Here is a 20,462-nt window from a genome sequence, read left to right as displayed (position 1 = left end):
TGTCACCCCTCCGGCATAGATCATCCCCATGATCGAAGCTGCGCTTTCACATCTTCCGGCTCTGGAACCCGGCAGCGTCTGGCTTGTGGGCGCAGGCCCGGGCGCGCCCGGCTTGCTGACGCTTCTTGCTGTCAGGGGGCTGATGGACGCCGATGTCGTCGTTCACGACGCGCTGGTCGATGCCGACTGTCTCAAGCTGGCGCGGCCCGATGCGCTGCTGGAATATGCAGGCAAGCGTGGAGGCAAGCCTTCGGCCAAGCAGCGCGACATTTCGCTTCGCCTCATCGAACTGGCACAGGCCGGCAAGCGCGTGTTGCGTCTCAAAGGGGGCGATCCGTTCGTTTTCGGGCGTGGCGGCGAGGAAGCCCTGACGCTGGTCGAATACAATATCCCTTTTCGCATCGTGCCTGGTATCAGTGCCGGGATCGGTGGCCTTGCCTATGCCGGTATTCCGGTTACCCATCGCGACATCAATCATGCGGTCACGTTTCTGACCGGCCATAACTCTTCCGGTCTCGTGCCGGATGGCATAAACTGGGACGCGGTCGGCAAGGGCTCGCCTGTCATTGTCATGTACATGGCGATGAAGCATATCGCCGAGATCAGCACGAACCTGATCGCGGCAGGGCGGTCTCGCTCGGAGCCGGTGGCGTTCGTCTGCAACGCGACGACGAGTGGTCAACAGGTTCTGGAAACGACGCTCGGTGAGGCACCTGCTGCGGCTCTGGCGTCGGGCCTCGAGCCGCCCGCCATCGTGGTGGTGGGCGAAGTGGTACGGTTAAGGCAGTCTCTCGATTGGTTGGGCGCGCTCGCCGGACGGCGGTTGCGCCCCGATCCATTCCGGCATTCCAGCAGCAAGGAGACGGTATGAGTGGTCTGTTGATTGCGGCTCCGTCCTCCGGGTCGGGTAAGACGACGGTAACCCTTGGGCTCCTCAGGGCGCTGCGTAAGAGAGGTGTGGAGATCGCACCGGGCAAAGCGGGCCCGGACTATATCGATCCCGCCTTTCACGCAGCCGCGAGCGGAGTTGCCTGCCTCAACTTCGACCCATGGGCAATGCGGCCGGAGCTGATTGCGGCAAACGCGACGCTGCACCGCACCGGCGACCGGCTGCTCGTCATCGAGGCGATGATGGGGCTGTTCGATGGCGCTGCAGACGGAAAGGGAACCGCGGCTGATCTGGCGGCCATGCTCGGCCTCTCCGTCATCCTCGTGGTCGATGCCTCGCATATGTCGCAATCGGTTGCGGCGCTCGTGGCCGGATTTGCCGGATTTCGGGCAGATGTCCGCATCGCCGGCGTGATCCTCAACAAGGTCGGGGGCGAGCGCCATGAAATGATGCTTCGTCAGGCGCTGGATGCGATCCGCATGCCCGTGATCGCCGTCGTCCGCCGCGACAATCAAATCGCCCTGCCTGAACGTCATCTCGGTCTCGTGCAGGCTGGAGAACATCAGGCTCTGGAGAACTTTATCGAGCATGCGGCCGAGGCCGTGTCGGAAGAGTGCAATTTCGAGTTCCTGCTGCGCGTCGCGCGCCAGGGGCTGAACAAGCCATCGACCGCAAACATTGCGCGCTTGCCGCCGCTTGGCAGCCGTATTGCCGTTGCCCGCGATATCGCTTTTGCTTTTTCCTACGAGCATATGCTGCTCGGCTGGCGCCGCCGTGGTGCCGATATCTCGTTCTTCTCGCCGCTTGCCGACGAGGCACCTGAGAGAACGGCGGACGCCATTTACCTTCCCGGCGGATATCCCGAGTTGCACGCTGGCGAGATTGCAGCGGCGCAGACCTTCAGGGCCGCGATGCGTCAAGCCGCCGATGGTGGCGTGCGGATCTACGGCGAGTGCGGCGGGTACATGGTTCTGGGCGAGGGACTGGTCGATGCCGGCGGCGAGCAACATTCCATGCTCGGTCTGCTGCCGTTGGTGACGACCTATGTGGATCGAAAGCGCCACCTCGGCTATCGGCGCGTGTCACCACTCCGCGGCTCGTTCTTCGAGCAATCCATGACGGCGCATGAGTTTCACTATTCGGCCGTCGTTTCCGAGGGTGATGCAGACCGCCTCTTCGGCGTGACCGATGCCCTGAACAACGACCTCGGCAGCGCCGGGCTCCAACGGGGACAGGTTGCCGGATCCTATATGCACCTGATCGACCTTGCCGGGGAAACAGCATGAATGCGCCGATCGTCCACGGCGGGGGCATCACGGCAGCTGCAGCGCTTTATGGTGGCAAGCCGGAGGAGTGGCTGGACCTGTCCACCGGCATCAGTCCTTTCGCGGCGGCATTGCCCGAAATCTCGACGCGTGCCTGGCAACGGCTTCCCGACGGCTATCTGACGGATGAAGCACGCAAGGCCGCACGCGATTATTATGGTAGCGGCGATATTCTGCCCTTGCCCGTTCCGGGTACGCAGTCGGCCATTCAGCTCGTGCCGCGATTGCTGGTGGGGGCGGGGAGGGTTGCCATTCTCGGGCCGACCTATGGAGAGTACGAGCGTGCGATGAAATCGGCGGGCTGTGCCGTCGATCTGATCGGTGACCTAGAACAGATCTGCGACGCCCATGCCTTGGTTGTCATCGTCAATCCCAACAATCCCGATGGCCACACCTACGAGCCGGATCGGCTTGTCGCGCTCTGCAAGACCATGGCCGCGAGCGGAGGTCTCGTCGTCGTCGATGAGGCCTTTGGCGATACCGTCCCGCGCGCCAGCGTGGTGCCGCGGGTGGCGGAGCTGCCCAATCTCATCGTTTTCCGCTCTTTCGGCAAATTCTTCGGGCTTGCCGGACTGCGGCTGGGCTTCGTGGTTGCCGCCGGACCGATTCTTGATCGCTTCGAGAACTGGCTGGGACCATGGGCAGTATCCGGTCCCGCCCTGTCGATCGCCTCGTCGTTGCTGCGTTCGGACACCGCGCCGATCCGCCGGGCCATTGCGGAGAGCAGCGCCGCACTGCGTGTGGTACTGGAGAGCGGCGGACTTCGCATCGAAGGCGGCACCGCACTTTTCTCGCTCGTGGATCATTCATCTGCGAGTGCTCTGCATGCGCATTTGTGCCGCCACCGTATATTGGTCCGCAAATTCGACTATGCCCCGCATTGGCTACGTTTCGGGATCACTGCCCATGCCGCCAGCGACAAGCGGCTGGCGGCAGCCCTTCAGAGTTACGACGGATGATAATCGAGCTTAATCTTCTCGTGCTGGTGCTGGCCCTTCTGCTCGACAGGATAGTCGGAGATCCGGACATTCTGTGGGCGCGCTTGCCGCATCCCGTCGTCCTCTTCGGCAAGGCGATTTCAAGAGCGGACGCGTGGTTCAATCACGGCGACCTGACAAAGCCGAAACGGCGGCGCAATGGCGTGTGGTCGATTGCATGCCTGCTTGCCTTAAGCGCTCTTGCAGGGCTCGCGTTGCATTGGTTCTTTAGTCTATTCGGTCTTGCGGGCATTCTGCTGGAGGTCGTCTGCGTCACCATTTTCCTGGCGCAAAAGAGCCTTGCCGACCATGTCGGGGCGGTTGCAACCGGGCTCAAGGATGGCGGCATTCGCGGCGGGCGCACTGCCGTGTCCATGATTGTCGGGCGCGATCCGGAAACGTTGGATGAGCCTGCGGTGTGCCGCGCGGCTATCGAAAGTCTTGCCGAGAATTTCTCCGATGGCGTGGTTGCGCCGGCTCTGTGGTATGCCGTCTTCGGTCTGCCGGGGCTTCTGGCCTACAAGATGTTGAACACGGCAGACTCGATGATCGGCCACAAGTCCGAGCGCTATGTGGATTTCGGAAGGGCTGCGGCGCGTCTCGACGACTTTGCCAACTGGCCTGCGGCAAGGCTCTCAATCGTGCTGATCGCAGCGGGTGCATGGCTGCGTCGTGGACGTGCCGCTTCCCGCGAGGCATTCCGTACCGCCATGCGCGATGGTGGCCTGCACCGCTCGCCGAATTCGGGTCGGCCGGAAGCAGCCATGGCGGGCGCGCTCAATGTCCAGCTCGCCGGTCCGCGGGTCTATTCCGGCGTCGTTGTCATGGAGCCGATGATCAACGCGGCCGGACGAGAGACTGCAAGCGCAGCAGATATAGACGATGCAGTTTCCGTTTTTTATGCCAGCTGCTCGATGCTGACATTCATCGTCCTGTTGTTCTTCGTTTTTCTGCTGTAGGTGGTCAACAATTGCGCGACCTGGCGCTTCAGGCCGAGCTGCAGCTAGCCTGCACCACTGCCAATTGCCGGTCTCGCTCCAGGCAAGTGTGGCGCGCACACCCGGCCATAAGCTCCATGCTGTTTAAGCAACAGTGCGGTCGCAAATTGCGCCTTGCAGCAGGTGAGGGCATTGGCTTTTGAAATGGATTTGCCTATGAGGGGGATAAATTGTCATTACAAGAGGTACAGGCGTGACCGCTACATTCGATAAAGTTGCCGACATCATTGCAGAGACGAGCGAGATCGATCGCGACACGATCACGCCGGAAAGCCATACGATCGACGACCTCGGTATCGATAGCCTCGACTTCCTCGACATCGTCTTTGCGATCGATAAGGAATTCGGCATCAAGATCCCGCTCGAAAAGTGGACGCAGGAAGTCAACGAGGGCAAGGTCTCCACGGAAGAGTATTTCGTGCTGAAGAACCTTTGCGCGAAGATCGATGAGCTGCGTGCCGCCAAGGCCTGATCTGTATAGCCATTTTTTTCTCCGCCCTGCCGCCGTTAACCATGGCGGCCGGGCGGTTTTGTTATTAAGTAGGCCTAGCCGACGGGCATGTTGCCCCTCCGGCCGGAGGATACGATGCTCCTGGAATACTTCCAGATGATTGACCGCATCGAGGCGGTCGACCTTCAGAACGGTACGCTGAAGGCGCGCTCTGTCGTGCCTGCAAAGAGCCCGGTTTTCGAAGGTCATTTTCCAGGCATGCCCCTTGTTCCGGGCGTGCTTCTCATCGAAACCATGGCGCAGGCTTCAGGCATGCTCGTGCTGGCTGCGACCAACTTTACCGCGATGCCGTTCCTGATGTCGGTCGATGGCGCCAAGATGCGCACGTTTGTCGAACCGGAAGCGGTTCTCGACATCGAGGCGTTTCTGGAGCACGACGGTTCGGGATTTGCGGTCACAAAGGCAAAGATCACGAGCAATGGCAAGAAGGTGTGCGATGCGCAATTGAAGCTGCGTACCGTGCCTTTCAGCGAGGTTCCGCTCGGGGATATCGTCAAGAGGCGTGCAGGTGAAGTGGGTCTGATGGATGCCATCGCCGCACAGGGAGTGAATGGATGAGCAAGGCTCAGAATGATGTCGTGATCACTGGCATCGGCATTGTGACGTGTCAGGGGGTGGGCAAGGAGCCGCATGTTGCGCTGCTCAGTGCCGATGGATCTCCGAAGACAATCGTCGAAACCGAAAAGTTCAAGCCCTATCCGGTTCATCCGCTTCCGGAAATCGACTGGTCGCAGCAGATCGTCAAGCGCGGCGACCAGCGCCAGATGGAAAACTGGCAGCGCATCGGCGTTTTCGCGGCGGGTCTCGCCCTCGATGACGCCGGCTTCAAGGATGATGCGGAAGCGTGTGGCAGCATGGACATGATCGTTGCTGCCGGCGGCGGCGAGCGCGACATCAATGTGGACACACTGATCGTCGACGAAGGCCTGAAGCGCAATGATCGCGAGGTCCTGCTGAACGAAAAGCTGACGACCGAGCTTCGCCCGACGCTTTTCCTCGCCCAGCTTTCCAACCTGCTCGCCGGCAACATTTCCATCGTACACAAGGTAACCGGTTCCTCGCGCACTTTCATGGGTGAAGAGGCGGCCGGCATCTCGGCGGTCGAGACGGCGTTTTATCGTATCAAGTCCGGGGAATCTTCGCATGCTCTCGTCGGCGGCGCCTTCTCGGCCGAGCGGCTCGACATGGTCCTGCTGTTCGAATCGATCAATGCCCATTCGCGCGGCGGATGGCAGCCTCTCTGGTCGCGCGACGAGGGCGGCATCATCACCGGTTCCCTCGGCGTGTTTCTCGTGCTGGAATCGCGCGCCCATGCGACGGCGCGCGGCGCACATGTCTACGCAACGATTTCATCGATCGAAGGCGATCGCGGCAGCCGCAATGCCGGCAACCTGGAGAAGCGTCTCGAGCGGCTTCTTGAACCAGCCACCGGCCTTCCACCCCAGAGCTTGGCGATCTTCTCCGGCTCGACTGGCATGAAGGATCTCGCACAGCGCGAAAAAGCGGTTCTGGAGCATCAGTTCCCCGGAGCGGCGATCCGCGGTTTCGGCGGCGTCACCGGCCATGGGCTTGAATCGCATTTTGCGCTTGGCCTCGCGTTGGCGGCGCTGGCGGTCGACAGCAAGGCGAAGGTTCCACCGTTTGACGCTGTGCATGAGAAGGCGATGGTCACCGGTACGTCTGCGGCCATCGTCACGACGGTCGGCCATCAGCGCGGCGAAGGCGTCGCAGTTCTATCCGCGGAAGCATGAGGAGTAGGCACATGACAGATTCGGCTTACAAGGATCATCTCGGCCGTCCCATCGTCGCGGTCACTGGTGTCGGCATATTGACGTCTCTTGGCCAGGGGCTCAAAGACAACTGGGCAGCGCTGACTGCCGGCAAGTCCGGGATACACGAGATCAACCGTTTCCCGACCGACGGTCTTTCGACGCGCATCGCCGGGACGGTCGACTTCATCGACATTCCGGTCGCCAACGCGGTCGAGCGTTCCTATGCCTTCGCGCGCGAAACGACCATCGAAGCGCTCGCCGATGCCGATATTTCAGGGGATTTCAACGGCCCTCTGTTTCTTGCCGCGCCGCCGATCGAGCCTGAGTGGAGCGCACGCTTCGAACTTGCGGATCGCTCGCCGCCGGCCGATCATCCGGGCGACGCCTATGACCGCTTCCTGGCGGCAATGCGCCAGCGGCCCGATGCGGCTTTCCATGAGGCGGCGCTGTTCGGCTCGATTTCCGAGCGGCTTGCCGACCGCTTCGGCACGCGCGGCCTGCCGGTGACGTTGTCCACGGCTTGCGCATCCGGCGCGACTGCGATCCAGCTCGGCATCGAGGCTATCCGTCAGGGCCGAACGACGCGCGCGCTGGCGGTTGCCACCGATGGATCCGTCAGTGCGGAAGCTCTGATCCGCTTCTCGCTGCTTTCGGCGCTTTCCACGCAGAATGATCCCGCGACCAAGGCATCGAAACCCTTCAGCAAGGATCGCGACGGCTTCGTCATCGCCGAAGGCGCTGCGACACTTGTTCTGGAGTCGCTTGAATCGGCGATTGCCCGCGGTGCCAAGGTTCTCGGCATCATGAAGGGTGCCGGCGACAAGGCCGATTCCTTCCATCGCACCCGTTCGTCCCCCGACGGTGGCCCGGCGATCGCGACGATCCGTGCAGCGCTGGCGGACGCCGGCATGGATGAGAGCGGCATCGGCTATATCAATGCGCATGGCACCTCGACGCCTGAAAACGACAAGATGGAGTATGGCTCTATGCTGTCGGTCTTCGGCGAGCGACTGGCGTCTATTCCGCTGTCGTCGAACAAGTCGATGATCGGCCATACCCTGACGGCGGCTGGCGCTGTTGAGGCGGTGTTCTCGCTGCAGACGATGCTGACGGGTACGCTCCCGCCGACGATCAACTACAACAATCCCGATCCCTCGATCGTTCTCGACGTCGTGCCGAACAAAAAGCGCGAAGGCCAGGTGAATGCCGTGCTCTCCAACTCTTTCGGCTTCGGCGGGCAGAACGCCAGCCTTGTCATGGCGCTGGAACCGGCTTAATCGGTTCCCGACCGACGTTGAGATAAGACCAACATTGCTGCGCCCGCAACCCGATAGGGTGCGATAGGGACGCAGTAACATCCATAAACTGCGCATTAGCCTCAGGGCGGGTGCGCCCGTGAAGGACTTTGCCATGCGCGCTTTGCAACTGATCGATGACCGCAAGCTTGAGATCACCGACCTGCCCGAACCGGATGCTCCGGCCGCGGGCGAGGTGACGTTGCGCGTCAAGGCGGTCGCTCTCAACCATATCGACGTGTGGGGCTGGCGCGGCATGGCTTTCGCCAAGCGCAAGATGCCGCTGGTGATCGGCGCTGAAGCGTCAGGCGTCGTCGAAGCGATCGGTCCAGGCGTTGCCAATGTGTTGCCGGGCCAGCTCGTCTCAATCTATGGCGCGCGCACCTGCGGTCTCTGCCGTCCCTGCCGCGAGGGCCGCGACAATCTCTGCGAACACGTCTCCGGCGTTCACGGCTTCCATCTCGACGGCTTCGCGCAGGAGAAGGTCAACCTTCCTGCCCGCCTGCTGGTTCCGGCTCCTCCGGGTGTCGACGCTATCGGTGCCGCACTGGCGCCTGTGACATTTGGCACTGTCGAACACATGCTGTTCGACAATGCCAAGCTCGAATCGGGCGAGACGATCCTCATTCATGCCGGCGGATCGGGCATCGGCTCGGCGGCGATCCAGCTTGCCAAGAAGATCGGCTGCACCGTCATCACCACCGTCGGCTCCGATGACAAGATCGAGAAGGCCAAGGCGCTTGGCGCCGATCACGTCATCAACTATCGCACTGACCGTTTCGAAGGCGTGGTGCGCAAGCTGACGAAGAAAAAGGGTGTCGACGTCGTCTTTGAACATGTTGGCAAGGATACCTGGGCAGCATCGATGTTCTGCCTGAAGCGTGGTGGCCGGCTCGTCACCTGCGGTTCGACATCGGGCGTGTCGACCGAGATGAACTTGATGATGCTGTTCCAGCAGCAGCTGAAGCTACTCGGTTCGTTCGGCTGCCGCATGGAAAACATGGCTGATGCCATGCAGAAGATGGGCCGCGGGCTGGTTCATCCGGTTATCGATACCGAAGTAAGCTTCGATGACATCGACAAGGCCCTGGAGCGCATGGAGTCGCGCCAAATCTTCGGCAAGATCATCTTGAAGATGGATTGAGCCATTGAAGCTCTTCATCACCCGTATCGTCCTCAAACTGGACCATCTCCGCCAGTGGCTGATCGCGCAGGTGATGTTCGGGTTCCTGAACTTCCTCAAGCTGTTTCCGGCTGATGGTGCAATAAACTTCATCGATTGGCTGATGCGCAAGATCGGCCCGCGCACAAAGCGTCACAGGCTGATGCTCGCGAATCTGCGCAACGCCTTTCCCGACAAGAGCGATGAGGAGATCAACGACATTGCGCTGGGAAGCTGGGCCAACATGGGCCGGCTTGCCGCCGAATACGTGTTCCTCGATCGTCTGTTCGATTTCGATCCGGCGCGGAGCGAGCCGGGCAGGGTGGAGGTTTCGGGCATTCCGATTTTTATCGACCTCCTGACCAATCCGCGGCCGTTCATGGTCTTCACCGGCCATACCGGCAATTTCGAGCTGCTGCCGGTCGCGGGAGCTGCGTTCGGTCTCTACGTCAGCGTGCTCTTCCGTCCTCCTAACAACCCCTATGTGGCGCAAAAGGTCTTCGATTTCCGAAGTGCGCGCATGGGCAAGCTCGTGCCGTCGCATGCGGGTTCTTCCTTCGCGCTCGCCCGGCAGCTGGAAGCCGGCAAAGGCGTGGGTGTTCTGGTTGATCAGAAATTCGGCAGGGGGCTGAAAACCACGTTCTTCGATCGTCCGGTAAAGACGAACCCGCTGCTTGGAAAGCTGGTCCGCCAGTTCAATTGCGACGTCTATCCCGCCCGCTGCGTCCGCCTTCCAGGCAACCGCTATCGCCTTGAAATCGAGCCCAGGCTCGAAATCCCGCGCGATGCCGACGGCAATCTCGATATGACCGCGACCGCTCAGATGCTGAATAACAAAGTCGAGAGCTGGGTTCGGGAATACCCGGAGCAATGGCTTTGGTACCATGATCGCTGGGAAATAAAACGTCAGGTTATTTAGAAGGGGCATACCCCTACATCTCCTCATTGAAAAACAATGGGCCTTCTTCATTGAAAGTGAAGATGTGTCATGTTACCCATTTCTATGAGTGCGAGAGACTGCGCGGTTTCGGCCGGATCAGCTGGCTTGCCAGGTTCAGCCGCTATCGAGAGCACTACCTTACGGAATCGGCATTTGGAGGTGTCGTGCTCGGTCTTTTTCAGGCGTTCTCACAGCGCTGTGCGCAAATAGAAGAGGCAATAAGAAATGGTGACGATGCTCGCGTCAGCAGTCTTGATGGTTCGGTCGATGCGCTCGTCGAAGCGATTCTTGGCTACAGACCTGCCAATTTGCTCTATGCGCACATGCAGCTCCAGTTCGTCGGCTGCCTGATCGATCAGTATTCCGAAGACAGCGATGCCGTGCGGGAGCATGTGAAGCTGTTGTCGCATTTGATGCAGCAATATTTCGATTCATCCTCGCCGCGCTGGCAGATGCCGCCGTTGGAGATTGACCTTGTGTCGGCTCCGACCGCCTATGTCCCGAACACGGATAACGGAAATTTCCTCAATGCGGCGATTTTGGAGGCACTTCCGGACCGCGTTGCAGTGCTTACGAGGGACTACCGATACCTCTATTCCAACGCGGCTAACTCTGCTCATCACGGCAGGAAGCCTATGGAGATGATCGGACGTCATGTCTCGGAATTCATTGGCGAGAGTCTCTTCTGCGAGGATATCAAAGCGAGGCTGGACGCCTGTTTTTCTGGCCAGCACTCCGACGATACCTATCATCAGCATGAAAGCGCTCTCGTCCAGCCGATACGTTGCCGCATGTCCCCGTTGCGCGATTCCTCGGGAAGCATCATCGGTGCCTTGATCGTTCTTGAGGATGTGAGGGCAGCGTCGGGTACGCTTGCTGCCTGATCAGGCTTTCGTCCAGACCGCGAGCTCGTATCCGTCCGGATCGCTGAAATGAAAGCGGCGGCCGCCGGGAAAGCCGGTGATCGGGCGAATAATTTTTCCGCCGGCCCTTTCGACCGCACCAAGGGCGGCTTCGAGATCGTGCGCGTAGAGGATAACGAGCGGTCCGCCGGGCCGAGGCGCCTCGAGGTTCGTGAAGCCGCCTTTGAGCCGACCGTCGTCGAACTCGCAGTAGTTCGGACCGTAATCGGTGAAGTGCCAACCGAAGGCGCTTCCATAGAATGCTTTGGTCGCCTCGATGTTGGCCACGTTGAATTCGACGTAGTCGATTCTGAGATCGTCTTCAGTCTTTGTCTTGGGCATTTCCTATACCTCCATCAGCGATTTCAAGGCATCAAGGTCTCGGGCGACATGCGCGGCATCGGCCTCGAACTGTTCGTCGGACATCCCTGGCATCCGCAACAGCGTAAACATGACCTCGCAGCCATCATCGTTCGGCACGACGCGCAGGGCGTTATAGACGCGCAGGCCGCTTTCTATCGTCACCGTGTGATCGATGACGCCGAATTCGTTGTGCGGAACAAAGCTCACCTTTACAATGCCGAGGACGCCCTCGGCGATCCAGTCGTCGCCGCTGCGCTCGAGCCCGGATGCCAAGCCCGATGCCCAGAGCGGCATATTTTGTGGCGCCCCCGCGAAGGCGTAGACGTCACGCCAGTTCCTATCGATGGAGCGATGGATGATCCTTGCAGGCATTGTGACCATGATGTTCCTCGTATTCGTTGCGAGAGATAGCATTGTGACGGGCAAGGTCCTGAAGGAAACGGTCCGCGTGTGAGGCAATATGGTTGGATTCGCGGAGGGCGCAATACGAGACCATTGTAGCCCTAATCGAACTTGCCGTTTTGACAATTGAATGCCACAACACCGATCCAAAATGACTCACCGGAGGTTTATCGTGGAAAAGGCAGAAATCGGGCTGATCGGTCTTGCCGTCATGGGTTCCAACCTGGCGCTTAACATCGCGGAAAAAGGCAACAAGATTGCGGTGTTCAACCGTACGCCTGAGAAAACGGATGAGTTCTACGAAAGCGCCGGCGATCTAAAGAAGCAGATCATTCCTTGCAAGACCATCGAGGAATTTGTCGAGGCGATCCGCCCGCCGCGTCCGATCATCATCATGATCAAGGCCGGCGAGGCAGTGGATCAGCAGATGGAACTGCTGCGTCCGCACCTGTCGAAGGGCGACATCATGATCGATGCCGGCAATGCGAACTTCCGCGACACGATCGCGCGCTTTGACCGTCTGAAGAATACGGACCTCACCTTCATCGGCATGGGCGTATCGGGCGGCGAGGAAGGTGCGCGCCACGGTCCTTCGATCATGGTCGGCGGCACGGAAGATAGCTGGAAGCGCGTCGAGAAGGTGCTGACCTCGATTGCCGCCAGGTACAAGGGCGATCCCTGCGTCGCCTGGCTCGGCAACGACGGCGCCGGCCATTTCGTCAAGACGATCCACAACGGCATCGAATATGCCGATATGCAGATGATCGCTGAAATCTATGGTATCCTGCGCGACGGCCTCGGCAAGAGCTCCAAGGACATCAGCGGCATCTTCGGCGAATGGAACAAGGGTCGCCTCAATTCCTACCTGATCGAGATCTCCGAGAAGGTACTGGCTGCAACCGACCCGGTCTCCGGCGGTTCGATGGTCGACATGATCCTCGACAAGGCAGGCCAGAAGGGCACCGGCAAGTGGTCGGCGATCGAAGCGCAGAACATGGGCATTCCGGCGACCGCGATCGAAGCGGCCGTGGCTGCCCGCAGCATCTCCTCCATGAAGAGCGAGCGTGAAGCAGCCGAGAAGATCTTCGGCACGCCGAAATACGACTTCCCGATCGCCTATGGCGCGGAACTTAACAAGGATCTGGAACTCGCGCTCTTCGCCGCCAAGATCGGTGCCTATGCGCAGGGCTTTGCGGTCATGGCCGAGGCGTCGCGCGAGTTCAACTGGTCGCTGCCGATGCCCACGATCGCCAAGATCTGGCGTGACGGCTGCATCATCCGCTCGCAGTTCCTCGACGAGATCACGTCCGCCTTCACCAAGGCACCTGATGTGGCCAACCTGATCGTGACGCCGGCCTTCTCCGAGATGGTCAAGGAGTCGCTTCCGGCACTCCGCCGTGTGGTTGCTGCTGCTCTGCAGGCCGGCCTGCCGGTTCCGGCACTGACCTCGGCGCTGACCTATTTCGACGCCTACCGCCAGGGCCGCGGCACTGCCAACCTGATCCAGGCGCAGCGCGACTTCTTCGGCGCACATGGCTTTGACCGCCTCGACGGCAAGGATTTCCACCACGGCCCATGGGGCAGCGGCGCATCGACCTTCTAGGGCTGCCTGCCGAAACGAAATCAGCCGGGCCATTGGCCCGGCTGTCAGTCAATAGTACCCAGCTTTCGCGCCTGACGATTGCCGCGGCCAAAGCCGGATAGCGCCAGTTCAGAACTGGATGTCGGCAACCGGACGCACCATGATCGTGGCGGAGCCGGCGTCGAAGTCGTGCAGCGTTTCGTTGTGATGAGCGACGATGTCGGCAAACGTCAGCGTCTGGGAATCAGCGGTCGTGTGCCCGTCGGCCACAAGCGTTACGTCGTAACCGAGCGACACGGCACGCCGCACGGTGGTATCGACGCAGAACTGCGTCATGCATCCGCCGACCACCAAGTGGGTAACAGACTTTTCCTTGAGCCGATCCTCAAGGTCTGTCCCGAAGAACGAATCCGGGCTTTTCTTGTGAACGACCACGTCGTCTTCGGCGGGCGCGAGCTCATGACGGATTTCCCAACCGTTGGTGCCGATTGCCAGGCGATGATCGGCTTCACCATCGTGTTGCACGATCACGACAGGTGCGCTCTGCTGCCGCGCCAGTTCCTTGAGCCGGCGAAGACGTGCGACGGTCTCGTTCAGCGCCATGTCGATGAGCGGCTGACGTTGCGGCGTTCCTTTTCCTGCAAGGATCGCATTCTGGACGTCGATGATGAGCAGGGCTTTCGTCATGTCTTCTTTCGCAATCGGTATTGATGTCGCCATGAGGCGTGTGGTTTTCGGTGCGCTGAGCGTTTTAGCGACTGTCTATACTTCAATGGAAGAGTTTGCCCAAGGCGGTTGTCGCAAAACGATTTGCGATGGTGATGGTGAAAAGGCGGATCGTCTGAGCGGCTTAAGCCGAAGCTGTTTCCACTCCGTCCGCGAGGTACAGGCTGATCAGGCGGACAAGCTCGCTCTGCAGCTGCCCGCCGTGGCACGCTGAAGGACCCGACGGTCGTTGTGGATTGCCTCGTCAAGGCCATCGGAGATGATCAAAGCGGCGGTTCGGTCGGTCGCGTTTGGCTGGCTGTTCAGATAGGTCGCGACGGCCGCTGTATGGTTGCCGAGGTATTCAACCTCAAATGCGCTATCGGGATTGCGGTGGCTGTCAAAGCTGGGGGCCCTCGTCGAGCAGCACTCTATGGAGCCCAGGGCAGATGCTATGCGCCGCCACCATGGCCCGAACCAAATTCGCGCCAATTGCTCCAGCGACAGTCGATTTGTTCGTGATTTCCGCATCACCGAAAGACAATCATCGAGGTGGCGGTGGCGAATAGCTTCGATCAAAGAGAGCTTATCCGGAAAATACTGGTAGAGCGAGCCGATACTTATCCCGCCAACTTCTCTGTTGGTTGTGAACCCGGCCCACCCTGCCTCGCACGCCTTATCTGTCCCGCTGCCGCCACACCGGCTGGCTGATGCTCTGGAGCAGTTCCGGTTCGACGCCGTCGATCCGGGCGATGACGGCCTTGGCCATCTCGCGGCCGGCATGGCGGACGTCTTCGTAGACGGTGATGATCTCCGGCCGGATCCAGTTGAGGATCGGTGCGGATTCCTTCGAGACCATGTCCACGTCGTGGCCGAGCCGCTTGCCGGCTGCCTCGATGCCGGCGTTGACGGCGATGGCGGCGCTTCCGGCGGAACACACGATGCCATCGGGCGCGTTTGGAGAGCGCATCATCGTTTCGACCGCATTGCGGATTTCTTCGAGGGGGGTGTCGATCGTAACCCGCAGCGGCACTTCCTCGGCGCCGTAGTCGTGCAGGCCGGTCTGAAAGCCTATTCGCATGTGCGTGTAGTATGTCAGCTTGCTTGGCGGCTGGAGGAGGGCGATGTGCTTGCGCCCTCTGGCGACCAGTTTTGCCACGGCCTGGTAGGCAAAGGCCTCGTTGTCGAAATCGTGAAACGGATGAACCTGCCCGGCATCCGTTCGCCCATGCGTGGCAAAGGGCATGTTGCGCTCTGTCAGCAGCCTGACGCGGGGGTCGTCTGGCTCGATGCGGGAGATAATGACACCGTCTGCCGAGCCGGTATCTAGAATGTAACGTACCGGCAGCATTGGATCCTTGCTGTGCGAATGCGGCGTGACGACGATGTGATAGGGCGTGCCGCTCAGAACTTCAGAAATGCCGAACACCATCTGGCTGCTGAAACCCATGATCTCTTCGTCGATGCTCAGCACGAGGGCAATGACGTTGGTCTTGCCTGTTCTAAGGCGCACGCCGGCCCTGTTCGGCTGGTAGCCGAGCTGACGGGCGACCATGCGGACGCGCTCCTTGGTCTCCGCGCCTATATCGGGCGCGTCCTTGAGGGCGCGGGACACCGTGGTCACGCCAAGGCCGGTCATGAAGGCGATTGTCTTCAGTGTTGGCCGTTCGCGCGTTGCCTCAGCCACCGCTCCCCTAAAACTCCCTTTGTTTTCCATCCTGCTAGGCCGTCCTGTGCGATTTTGGTCCGCTTATAGATGCTTTTGGAAGCGCTGTAAGCACGAAGGCCGCAAGCCGCTTATCCCGCAAGATGCAAAATCTGTAACGATACAGTAGAAATGTCGAGCGCTTTTTCCAACATGCCTGGAGCTATCGCTCGCATTGATTGAATCGTCGATTTATGCCCGTATTTTTTGCGCTTGCGAAAGGATGGCAGTTTCAAAGTCTCCAAGACTCCCTAGAAATTCTAGTTATATCAAATAATTACACGTAGTGTGCGTTGCACACACCGCTGCTTGGCTTTATCTCGCCTTGCTATGGAAACGGGCTTTATGACAGGCATTGGTAGCAAATGACGCGGGAAAACAAAATTTTCGGGGAGGACTGTTGCGCGAAAATATCGATTGAACTAAGTTTTTCCGGCAACGTTTCAGTGAGGGAGGAAAACTCATGAATTTCCGTTTGATGGCGGCTGCGCTTGCCGCTTCCGTCGTGCTGCCGCTTGGTGCGGCAAGTGCGACCGATCTCGAAGTTACCCATTGGTGGACGTCCGGCGGCGAAGCTGCAGCCGTGGCTGAACTGGCCAAGGCGTTCGACGCCACCGGCAACCACTGGGTCGACGGGGCCATTGCCGGTTCCGGCGGCACCGCGCGTCCGATCATGGTCAGCCGTATCACCGGCGGCGATCCGATGGGCGCTACGCAGTTCAACCATGGCCGCCAGGCCGAAGAACTGGTTCAGTCCGGCCTGATGCGCGACCTGACCGACGTCGCGACACAGGAACACTGGAAGGATATCATTCGTCCGGCCAGCCTGCTCGATTCCTGCACCATTGACGGCAAGATCTATTGCGCTCCGGTCAACATTCACTCCTGGCAGTGGCTCTGGCTTTCGAACGCGGCCTTCAAGAAGGCCGGCGTCGCCGTGCCGAAGAACTGGGATGAATTCGTTGCTGCTGCACCGGCGCTTGAAAAGGCCGGTATCGTGCCGCTCGCCGTTGGTGGACAGCCATGGCAGGCCGCTGGTGCTTTCGACGTGCTGATGGTCGCAATCGCCGGCAAGGACGTCTTCCAGAAGGTTTTCGGCGACAAGGATGCTGAAGCCGCTGCGGGCCCGGATATTGCCAGGGTCTTCAAAGCTGCCGACGATGCGCGCAAGATGGCCAAGGGCTCGAACGTGCAGGATTGGAACCAGGCAACGAACCTCGTCATCACCGGCAAAGCCGGCGGACAGATCATGGGCGACTGGGCGCAGGGCGAATTCGCTCTGGCTGGCCAGAAGGCCGGCACGGACTACACCTGCCTTCCGGGCCTCGGTGTCAACGAAGTGATCTCGACGGGCGGCGACGCCTTCTACTTCCCGCTGCTCAAGGACGCCGAAAAGTCCAAGGCGCAGGAAGTGCTCGCCAAGACGCTTCTCGACCCCAAGACGCAGGTTGCCTTCAACCTGAAGAAGGGCTCGCTGCCGGTTCGCGGTGACGTCGATCTTGCTGCCGCCAACGACTGCATGAAGAAGGGTCTCGAGATCCTCAAGGCGGGCAACGTCGTGGCGGGGACCGACCAGCTGCTGTCTGCCGATAGCCAGAAGCAGAAGGAAGACCTCTTCTCCGAGTTCTTCGCGAACCCTTCGATGACGCCTGAGGCGGCACAGAAGCGCTTCGCCGAGATCATCGCGTCTGCCGATTGATCGTCTAAATCCTTGCTGTTGCGATCCGGCTCCCGTTGAGGGAGCCGGATCTTCCGGAATTCCTGCTTGCGATCCGGCTTGTGACAGCGCTCTTCAGGCGGCTCCGTCGTGCCTCGCACGACCTGCGGTCTGGAGGTGGAAAACAGGAGGGGCGTCCACTTGGTCCGCCGCTCGCGATCACAGAAGCATTTGCGTTTCAGGAGGAGTCACAATGACGGGTCAAGCGAGAGCAGGCCGGCCAAATCAGTTGCTGCGCAATCTGAACTCTAAAATTGCATCCATCCCGATGATTCTGACCGCCGTCGTTATTTTCCTCGGCGGCACACTCTGGACGGTGTTCTATTCCTTTACCAACTCGAAGCTGCTGCCGCGGCTGAGCTTCGTTGGCTTTGACCAATACAAGCGCCTGTGGGCGGCGCCGCGGTGGATCATTTCCATCGAGAATCTTGCCCTTTACGGCATCCTTTCCCTGATCTTCAGCCTGGTGATCGGCTTCGTTCTGGCCGCCCTGATGGATCAGAAGATTCGTTTCGAAAATGCGTTCCGGACGATTTTCCTATATCCCTTCGCACTCTCCTTCATCGTCACCGGCCTGGTTTGGCAGTGGGTGCTCAATCCGGAGTTCGGCATCCAGTCGGTGGTGCGCTCGCTCGGCTGGACGAGCTTCAGCTTCGATCCGCTCTATACGCCTGAAATCGTCATCTACGGGGTGCTGATCGCGGCGTTGTGGCAGGGAACCGGGCTCGTAATGTGCCTGATGCTCGCCGGACTGCGCGGCATCGACGAGGATATCTGGAAGGCCTCGCGCGTCGACGGCATACCGATGTGGAAGACCTATCTCTTTATCGTCATTCCAATGATGCGTCCGGTGTTCATCACCACGCTCGTCATTATCGCCAGCGGCATCGTCAAGGTCTACGACCTTGTGGTGGCGCAGACCAGCGGCGGTCCCGGCATTTCGTCGGAAGTTCCTGCGAAGTACGTCTACGACTACATGTTCCAGGCGCAGAACCTCGGACAGGGCTTCGCGGCCTCGACCATGATGCTCGTGACGGTCGCCATCATCATCGTGCCCTGGGCATATCTGGAATTCGGGGGAGGGCGTAAGCGTGCCTGATGCCATTGCTCTCAAGAAGACGGACACCAGCGTTGTGACGGAGAAGACATTTTCCGGGCCGAGCGGTCCGAAGCCGAAGCGGGTGATCTCCCCGCGCAATATCATGCTCTACGGCTCGCTTTTCGTCGCCGCCGCCTACTACCTGTTGCCGCTCTACGTGATGATCGTTACGTCCCTGAAGGGTATGCCCGAGATCCGTCTCGGCAACATCTTCTCGCCGCCTGTCGAAATCACCTTCGAGCCGTGGGTCAAGGCCTGGGCAACGGCCTGCACGGGTCTTAACTGCGACGGCCTGTCTCGGGGCTTCTGGAACTCGGTGCGGATCACCGTTCCCTCGGTGATTGTCTCGATCGCGATCGCTTCTGTGAACGGCTATGCGCTTGCCAACTGGCGCTTCAAGGGATCCGAACTGTTCTTCTCGATCCTCGTGATCGGTGCGTTCATTCCCTATCAGGTGATGATCTATCCAATCGTCATCGTGCTGCGTGAATTGGGAATATACGGGACGCTGACTGGTCTCATCATCGTGCACAGCATCTTCGGCATGCCGATCCTGACGCTGCTCTTCCGCAACTATTTCGCGTCGTTGCCGCAGGAGCTTTTCAAGGCGGCGCGCATCGATGGGGCGGGCTTCTGGCAGATCTTCCTGAAGATCATGGTGCCGATGTCGCTGCCGATCTTCGTCGTGGCAATGATCCTGCAGGTCACCGGCATCTGGAACGACTTCCTCTTCGGCGTCGTCTTCACGAGGCCTGAGTACTATCCGATGACCGTGCAGCTCAACAATATCGTCAATTCTGTCCAGGGCGTGAAGGAATACAACGTCAACATGGCCGCAACGATCCTCACGGGTCTGGTGCCGCTGGTTGTCTATTTCGTGTCGGGACGACTTTTCGTCCGTGGCATCGCCGCCGGCGCAGTGAAAGGCTGATCCATGAATTCGAGCGTTTCCATCAAAGATCTTTCGTTGAACTTCGGCGCGGTCAATGTTCTCAAGGATCTCAATCTCGAGATCAACGACGGCGAGTTCCTGGTGCTGCTCGGCTCGTCCGGCTGTGGCAAGTCGACCTTGCTCAACTGCATCGCCGGTCTGCTGGATGCATCCGACGGCCAGATCTTCATCAAGGGCAAGAACGTCACTTGGGAAGAACCCAAGGACCGGGGCATCGGCATGGTGTTCCAGTCCTACGCGCTCTATCCGCAGATGACGGTCGAGAAGAACCTGTCCTTCGGGCTCCAGGTCGCCAAGATCCCGCAGCCCGAGATCGACAAGCGCGTCGCCCGCGCTGCCGAGATCCTGCAGATCCAGGCGCTTCTGAAGCGCAAGCCGGCCGAGCTTTCCGGCGGCCAGCGGCAGCGTGTCGCGATCGGTCGGGCGCTGGTGCGCGACGTCGACGTGTTCCTCTTCGACGAACCGCTGTCCAATCTCGACGCCAAGCTGCGTTCGGAGCTGCGCGTGGAAATCAAGCGTCTGCACCAGTCGCTGAAAAACACCATGATCTACGTCACCCACGACCAGATCGAGGCGCTGACGCTTGCCGACCGTATCGCTATCATGAAGAGCGGCATCATCCAGCAGCTAGCCGATCCGACAACGATCTATAACAAGCCGCGGAATCTCTTCGTGGCAGGCTTCATCGGTTCGCCGTCGATGAACTTCCTGCGCGGCGAAATCGCCAAGCAGGGCGACCAGACGGTGTTCACCGCCAATGGCGTGAGTTTCTCGGTCGACGCTTATGAGACGACCGAGCGGCTGCAGGCCGGCCGCAAGGTCATTCTTGGTGTCCGTCCGGAACATGTGAAGGTCAACGAAAACCTCGGTGCGGAGGTGCACGACGCGACGGTCGATATCGAGGAGCCCATGGGCGCCGACAATCTGCTGTGGTTGAAGCATGCCGGCCACACAATGTCAGTGCGCATCAACGGTTCGCGCCGCTTCAGCCCCAGCTCACGCGTGAAGCTCGGCTTCGATATGTCGCTGGCGTCGATCTTCGACGCCGAAACCGAACTCCGCCTCTAGAAGTCGCATGCGGGTGGAGCCGAAAACTCCGCCCGTTCTTACAATCGGCCATCTTGGCCTGCCAAATTCGGTCGCAGCCCGGTGTTCCGGGTTCTCCC

The 20,462-nt window shown here is 60.0% G+C and carries 21 protein-coding genes; 17 read left to right on the top strand and 4 right to left on the bottom strand.

What is annotated here, in order from left to right:
* The first annotated feature begins 28 nt into the window (after positions 1 to 28).
* The 11 genes from cobA to AC1DMK_RS03625 all read left to right on the top strand — a co-directional run bounded on the left by cobA (position 29) and on the right by AC1DMK_RS03625 (position 10,753).
* Complete coding sequence (cobA, locus tag AC1DMK_RS03675) at positions 29 to 871, top strand: uroporphyrinogen-III C-methyltransferase (RefSeq protein WP_037061095.1); 843 nt, start codon at positions 29 to 31, stop codon at positions 869 to 871.
* The gene (locus AC1DMK_RS03670) at positions 868 to 2,175 is read left to right on the top strand and encodes a cobyrinate a,c-diamide synthase (protein ID WP_477857168.1); all 1,308 of its coding nucleotides are present in this window, start codon (positions 868 to 870) and stop codon (positions 2,173 to 2,175) included. The genes cobA and AC1DMK_RS03670 overlap by 4 nt, the downstream gene beginning before the upstream one ends.
* Positions 2,172 to 3,173: a threonine-phosphate decarboxylase CobD gene (gene cobD, locus AC1DMK_RS03665; protein ID WP_477857167.1), complete on the top strand. Its 1,002-nt coding sequence runs from the start codon at positions 2,172 to 2,174 to the stop codon at positions 3,171 to 3,173. The genes AC1DMK_RS03670 and cobD overlap by 4 nt, the downstream gene beginning before the upstream one ends.
* Positions 3,170 to 4,150, top strand: a complete 981-nt coding sequence (gene cbiB / locus AC1DMK_RS03660) for an adenosylcobinamide-phosphate synthase CbiB (RefSeq protein WP_037061101.1) — start codon at positions 3,170 to 3,172, stop codon at positions 4,148 to 4,150. Before cobD ends, cbiB begins: the two co-directional genes overlap by 4 nt.
* 232 nt (positions 4,151 to 4,382) lie before the next feature.
* Complete coding sequence (locus tag AC1DMK_RS03655) at positions 4,383 to 4,661, top strand: acyl carrier protein (protein ID WP_037061102.1); 279 nt, start codon at positions 4,383 to 4,385, stop codon at positions 4,659 to 4,661.
* A gap of 114 nt (positions 4,662 to 4,775) precedes the next feature.
* Positions 4,776 to 5,258, top strand: a complete 483-nt coding sequence (locus tag AC1DMK_RS03650) for a 3-hydroxyacyl-ACP dehydratase FabZ family protein (protein ID WP_037061103.1) — start codon at positions 4,776 to 4,778, stop codon at positions 5,256 to 5,258.
* The gene (locus AC1DMK_RS03645; protein ID WP_037061104.1) at positions 5,255 to 6,451 is read left to right on the top strand and encodes a beta-ketoacyl-ACP synthase; all 1,197 of its coding nucleotides are present in this window, start codon (positions 5,255 to 5,257) and stop codon (positions 6,449 to 6,451) included. The genes AC1DMK_RS03650 and AC1DMK_RS03645 overlap by 4 nt, the downstream gene beginning before the upstream one ends.
* 11 nt (positions 6,452 to 6,462) lie before the next feature.
* Entirely contained in the window at positions 6,463 to 7,749 is a 1,287-nt protein-coding gene (locus AC1DMK_RS03640) for a beta-ketoacyl-ACP synthase (RefSeq protein WP_037061105.1), read from the top strand.
* A gap of 133 nt (positions 7,750 to 7,882) precedes the next feature.
* Entirely contained in the window at positions 7,883 to 8,911 is a 1,029-nt protein-coding gene (locus AC1DMK_RS03635) for a zinc-binding dehydrogenase (RefSeq protein WP_037061106.1), read from the top strand.
* Positions 8,912 to 8,915: 4 nt separating this feature from the next.
* Complete coding sequence (locus AC1DMK_RS03630) at positions 8,916 to 9,848, top strand: lipid A biosynthesis lauroyl acyltransferase (protein ID WP_037061109.1); 933 nt, start codon at positions 8,916 to 8,918, stop codon at positions 9,846 to 9,848.
* Between the two features lie 185 nt (positions 9,849 to 10,033).
* On the top strand, positions 10,034 to 10,753 hold the full coding sequence (locus tag AC1DMK_RS03625; protein ID WP_037061365.1) for a PAS domain-containing protein: 720 nt from the start codon (positions 10,034 to 10,036) through the stop codon (positions 10,751 to 10,753).
* Here the strand turns inward: AC1DMK_RS03625 and AC1DMK_RS03620 are convergent, their stop codons facing one another.
* Together AC1DMK_RS03620 and AC1DMK_RS03615 are read right to left on the bottom strand one after the other, a co-directional pair.
* A complete protein-coding gene (locus tag AC1DMK_RS03620; RefSeq protein WP_477857163.1) occupies positions 10,754 to 11,113 on the bottom strand; it encodes a VOC family protein in 360 nt (119 codons plus the stop codon). It abuts the gene before it with no gap.
* A 3-nt stretch (positions 11,114 to 11,116) separates the two neighbouring features.
* Entirely contained in the window at positions 11,117 to 11,515 is a 399-nt protein-coding gene (locus tag AC1DMK_RS03615; protein ID WP_037061112.1) for a polyketide cyclase, read from the bottom strand.
* Positions 11,516 to 11,687: 172 nt separating this feature from the next.
* On the opposite strand from AC1DMK_RS03615, the gene gndA reads away from it, so the two are divergent.
* Positions 11,688 to 13,139 (top strand): NADP-dependent phosphogluconate dehydrogenase, encoded by a 1,452-nt coding sequence (gndA, locus tag AC1DMK_RS03610; RefSeq protein WP_477857161.1) that lies wholly within the window; start codon positions 11,688 to 11,690, stop codon positions 13,137 to 13,139.
* 108 nt (positions 13,140 to 13,247) lie between these two features.
* Here the strand turns inward: gndA and AC1DMK_RS03605 are convergent, their stop codons facing one another.
* On the bottom strand, positions 13,248 to 13,805 hold the full coding sequence (locus tag AC1DMK_RS03605; protein WP_477857159.1) for a cysteine hydrolase family protein: 558 nt from the start codon (positions 13,803 to 13,805) through the stop codon (positions 13,248 to 13,250).
* On the opposite strand from AC1DMK_RS03605, the gene AC1DMK_RS03600 reads away from it, so the two are divergent.
* Positions 13,804 to 14,058 carry a hypothetical protein gene (locus AC1DMK_RS03600; protein ID WP_158447507.1) on the top strand — a complete coding sequence of 85 codons (255 nt, stop codon included), beginning with the start codon at positions 13,804 to 13,806 and terminating at the stop codon, positions 14,056 to 14,058. The genes AC1DMK_RS03605 and AC1DMK_RS03600 overlap by 2 nt on opposite strands.
* Positions 14,059 to 14,499: 441 nt before the next feature.
* Here AC1DMK_RS03600 and AC1DMK_RS03595 read toward each other — a convergent pair whose 3' ends face one another.
* Positions 14,500 to 15,540, bottom strand: a complete 1,041-nt coding sequence (locus tag AC1DMK_RS03595; protein ID WP_477857156.1) for a LacI family transcriptional regulator — start codon at positions 15,538 to 15,540, stop codon at positions 14,500 to 14,502.
* 451 nt (positions 15,541 to 15,991) lie between these two features.
* On the opposite strand from AC1DMK_RS03595, the gene AC1DMK_RS03590 reads away from it, so the two are divergent.
* The 4 genes from AC1DMK_RS03590 (at position 15,992) to AC1DMK_RS03575 (ending at position 20,364) form a co-directional block, all read left to right on the top strand.
* Positions 15,992 to 17,227, top strand: a complete 1,236-nt coding sequence (locus tag AC1DMK_RS03590; RefSeq protein WP_037061118.1) for an ABC transporter substrate-binding protein — start codon at positions 15,992 to 15,994, stop codon at positions 17,225 to 17,227.
* A 211-nt stretch (positions 17,228 to 17,438) separates the two neighbouring features.
* A complete protein-coding gene (locus AC1DMK_RS03585) occupies positions 17,439 to 18,344 on the top strand; it encodes a carbohydrate ABC transporter permease (protein ID WP_037061121.1) in 906 nt (301 codons plus the stop codon).
* Between the two features lie 4 nt (positions 18,345 to 18,348).
* A complete protein-coding gene (locus tag AC1DMK_RS03580) occupies positions 18,349 to 19,275 on the top strand; it encodes a carbohydrate ABC transporter permease (RefSeq protein ID WP_051973977.1) in 927 nt (308 codons plus the stop codon).
* Between the two features lie 3 nt (positions 19,276 to 19,278).
* Positions 19,279 to 20,364 carry an ABC transporter ATP-binding protein gene (locus tag AC1DMK_RS03575; RefSeq protein WP_037061126.1) on the top strand — a complete coding sequence of 362 codons (1,086 nt, stop codon included), beginning with the start codon at positions 19,279 to 19,281 and terminating at the stop codon, positions 20,362 to 20,364.
* The last annotated feature ends 98 nt before the right edge of the window (positions 20,365 to 20,462 follow it).

The sequence above is a fragment of the Rhizobium sp. 05L419 genome (assembly GCF_056397845.1).
The sequence above is the reverse complement of the archived record's forward strand: the minus strand, read 5'-3'. Positions and strand labels throughout refer to the sequence as shown.

Coding starts and splice junctions, on each gene's coding strand:
- AC1DMK_RS03670 (WP_477857168.1), top strand. CDS start 868: ATGAGTGGTCTGTTGATTGCGGCTCCGTCCTCCGGGTCGGGTAAGACG.
- AC1DMK_RS03600 (WP_158447507.1), top strand. CDS start 13,804: ATGTCTTCTTTCGCAATCGGTATTGATGTCGCCATGAGGCGTGTGGTT.
- AC1DMK_RS03585 (WP_037061121.1), top strand. CDS start 17,439: ATGACGGGTCAAGCGAGAGCAGGCCGGCCAAATCAGTTGCTGCGCAAT.
- AC1DMK_RS03640 (WP_037061105.1), top strand. CDS start 6,463: ATGACAGATTCGGCTTACAAGGATCATCTCGGCCGTCCCATCGTCGCG.
- AC1DMK_RS03595 (WP_477857156.1), bottom strand. CDS start 15,540: ATGGAAAACAAAGGGAGTTTTAGGGGAGCGGTGGCTGAGGCAACGCGC.
- cobD (WP_477857167.1), top strand. CDS start 2,172: ATGAATGCGCCGATCGTCCACGGCGGGGGCATCACGGCAGCTGCAGCG.
- AC1DMK_RS03645 (WP_037061104.1), top strand. CDS start 5,255: ATGAGCAAGGCTCAGAATGATGTCGTGATCACTGGCATCGGCATTGTG.
- AC1DMK_RS03650 (WP_037061103.1), top strand. CDS start 4,776: ATGCTCCTGGAATACTTCCAGATGATTGACCGCATCGAGGCGGTCGAC.
- AC1DMK_RS03620 (WP_477857163.1), bottom strand. CDS start 11,113: ATGCCCAAGACAAAGACTGAAGACGATCTCAGAATCGACTACGTCGAA.
- cobA (WP_037061095.1), top strand. CDS start 29: ATGATCGAAGCTGCGCTTTCACATCTTCCGGCTCTGGAACCCGGCAGC.
- AC1DMK_RS03635 (WP_037061106.1), top strand. CDS start 7,883: ATGCGCGCTTTGCAACTGATCGATGACCGCAAGCTTGAGATCACCGAC.
- cbiB (WP_037061101.1), top strand. CDS start 3,170: ATGATAATCGAGCTTAATCTTCTCGTGCTGGTGCTGGCCCTTCTGCTC.
- AC1DMK_RS03615 (WP_037061112.1), bottom strand. CDS start 11,515: ATGGTCACAATGCCTGCAAGGATCATCCATCGCTCCATCGATAGGAAC.
- AC1DMK_RS03590 (WP_037061118.1), top strand. CDS start 15,992: ATGAATTTCCGTTTGATGGCGGCTGCGCTTGCCGCTTCCGTCGTGCTG.
- AC1DMK_RS03575 (WP_037061126.1), top strand. CDS start 19,279: ATGAATTCGAGCGTTTCCATCAAAGATCTTTCGTTGAACTTCGGCGCG.
- AC1DMK_RS03605 (WP_477857159.1), bottom strand. CDS start 13,805: ATGACGAAAGCCCTGCTCATCATCGACGTCCAGAATGCGATCCTTGCA.
- gndA (WP_477857161.1), top strand. CDS start 11,688: ATGACTCACCGGAGGTTTATCGTGGAAAAGGCAGAAATCGGGCTGATC.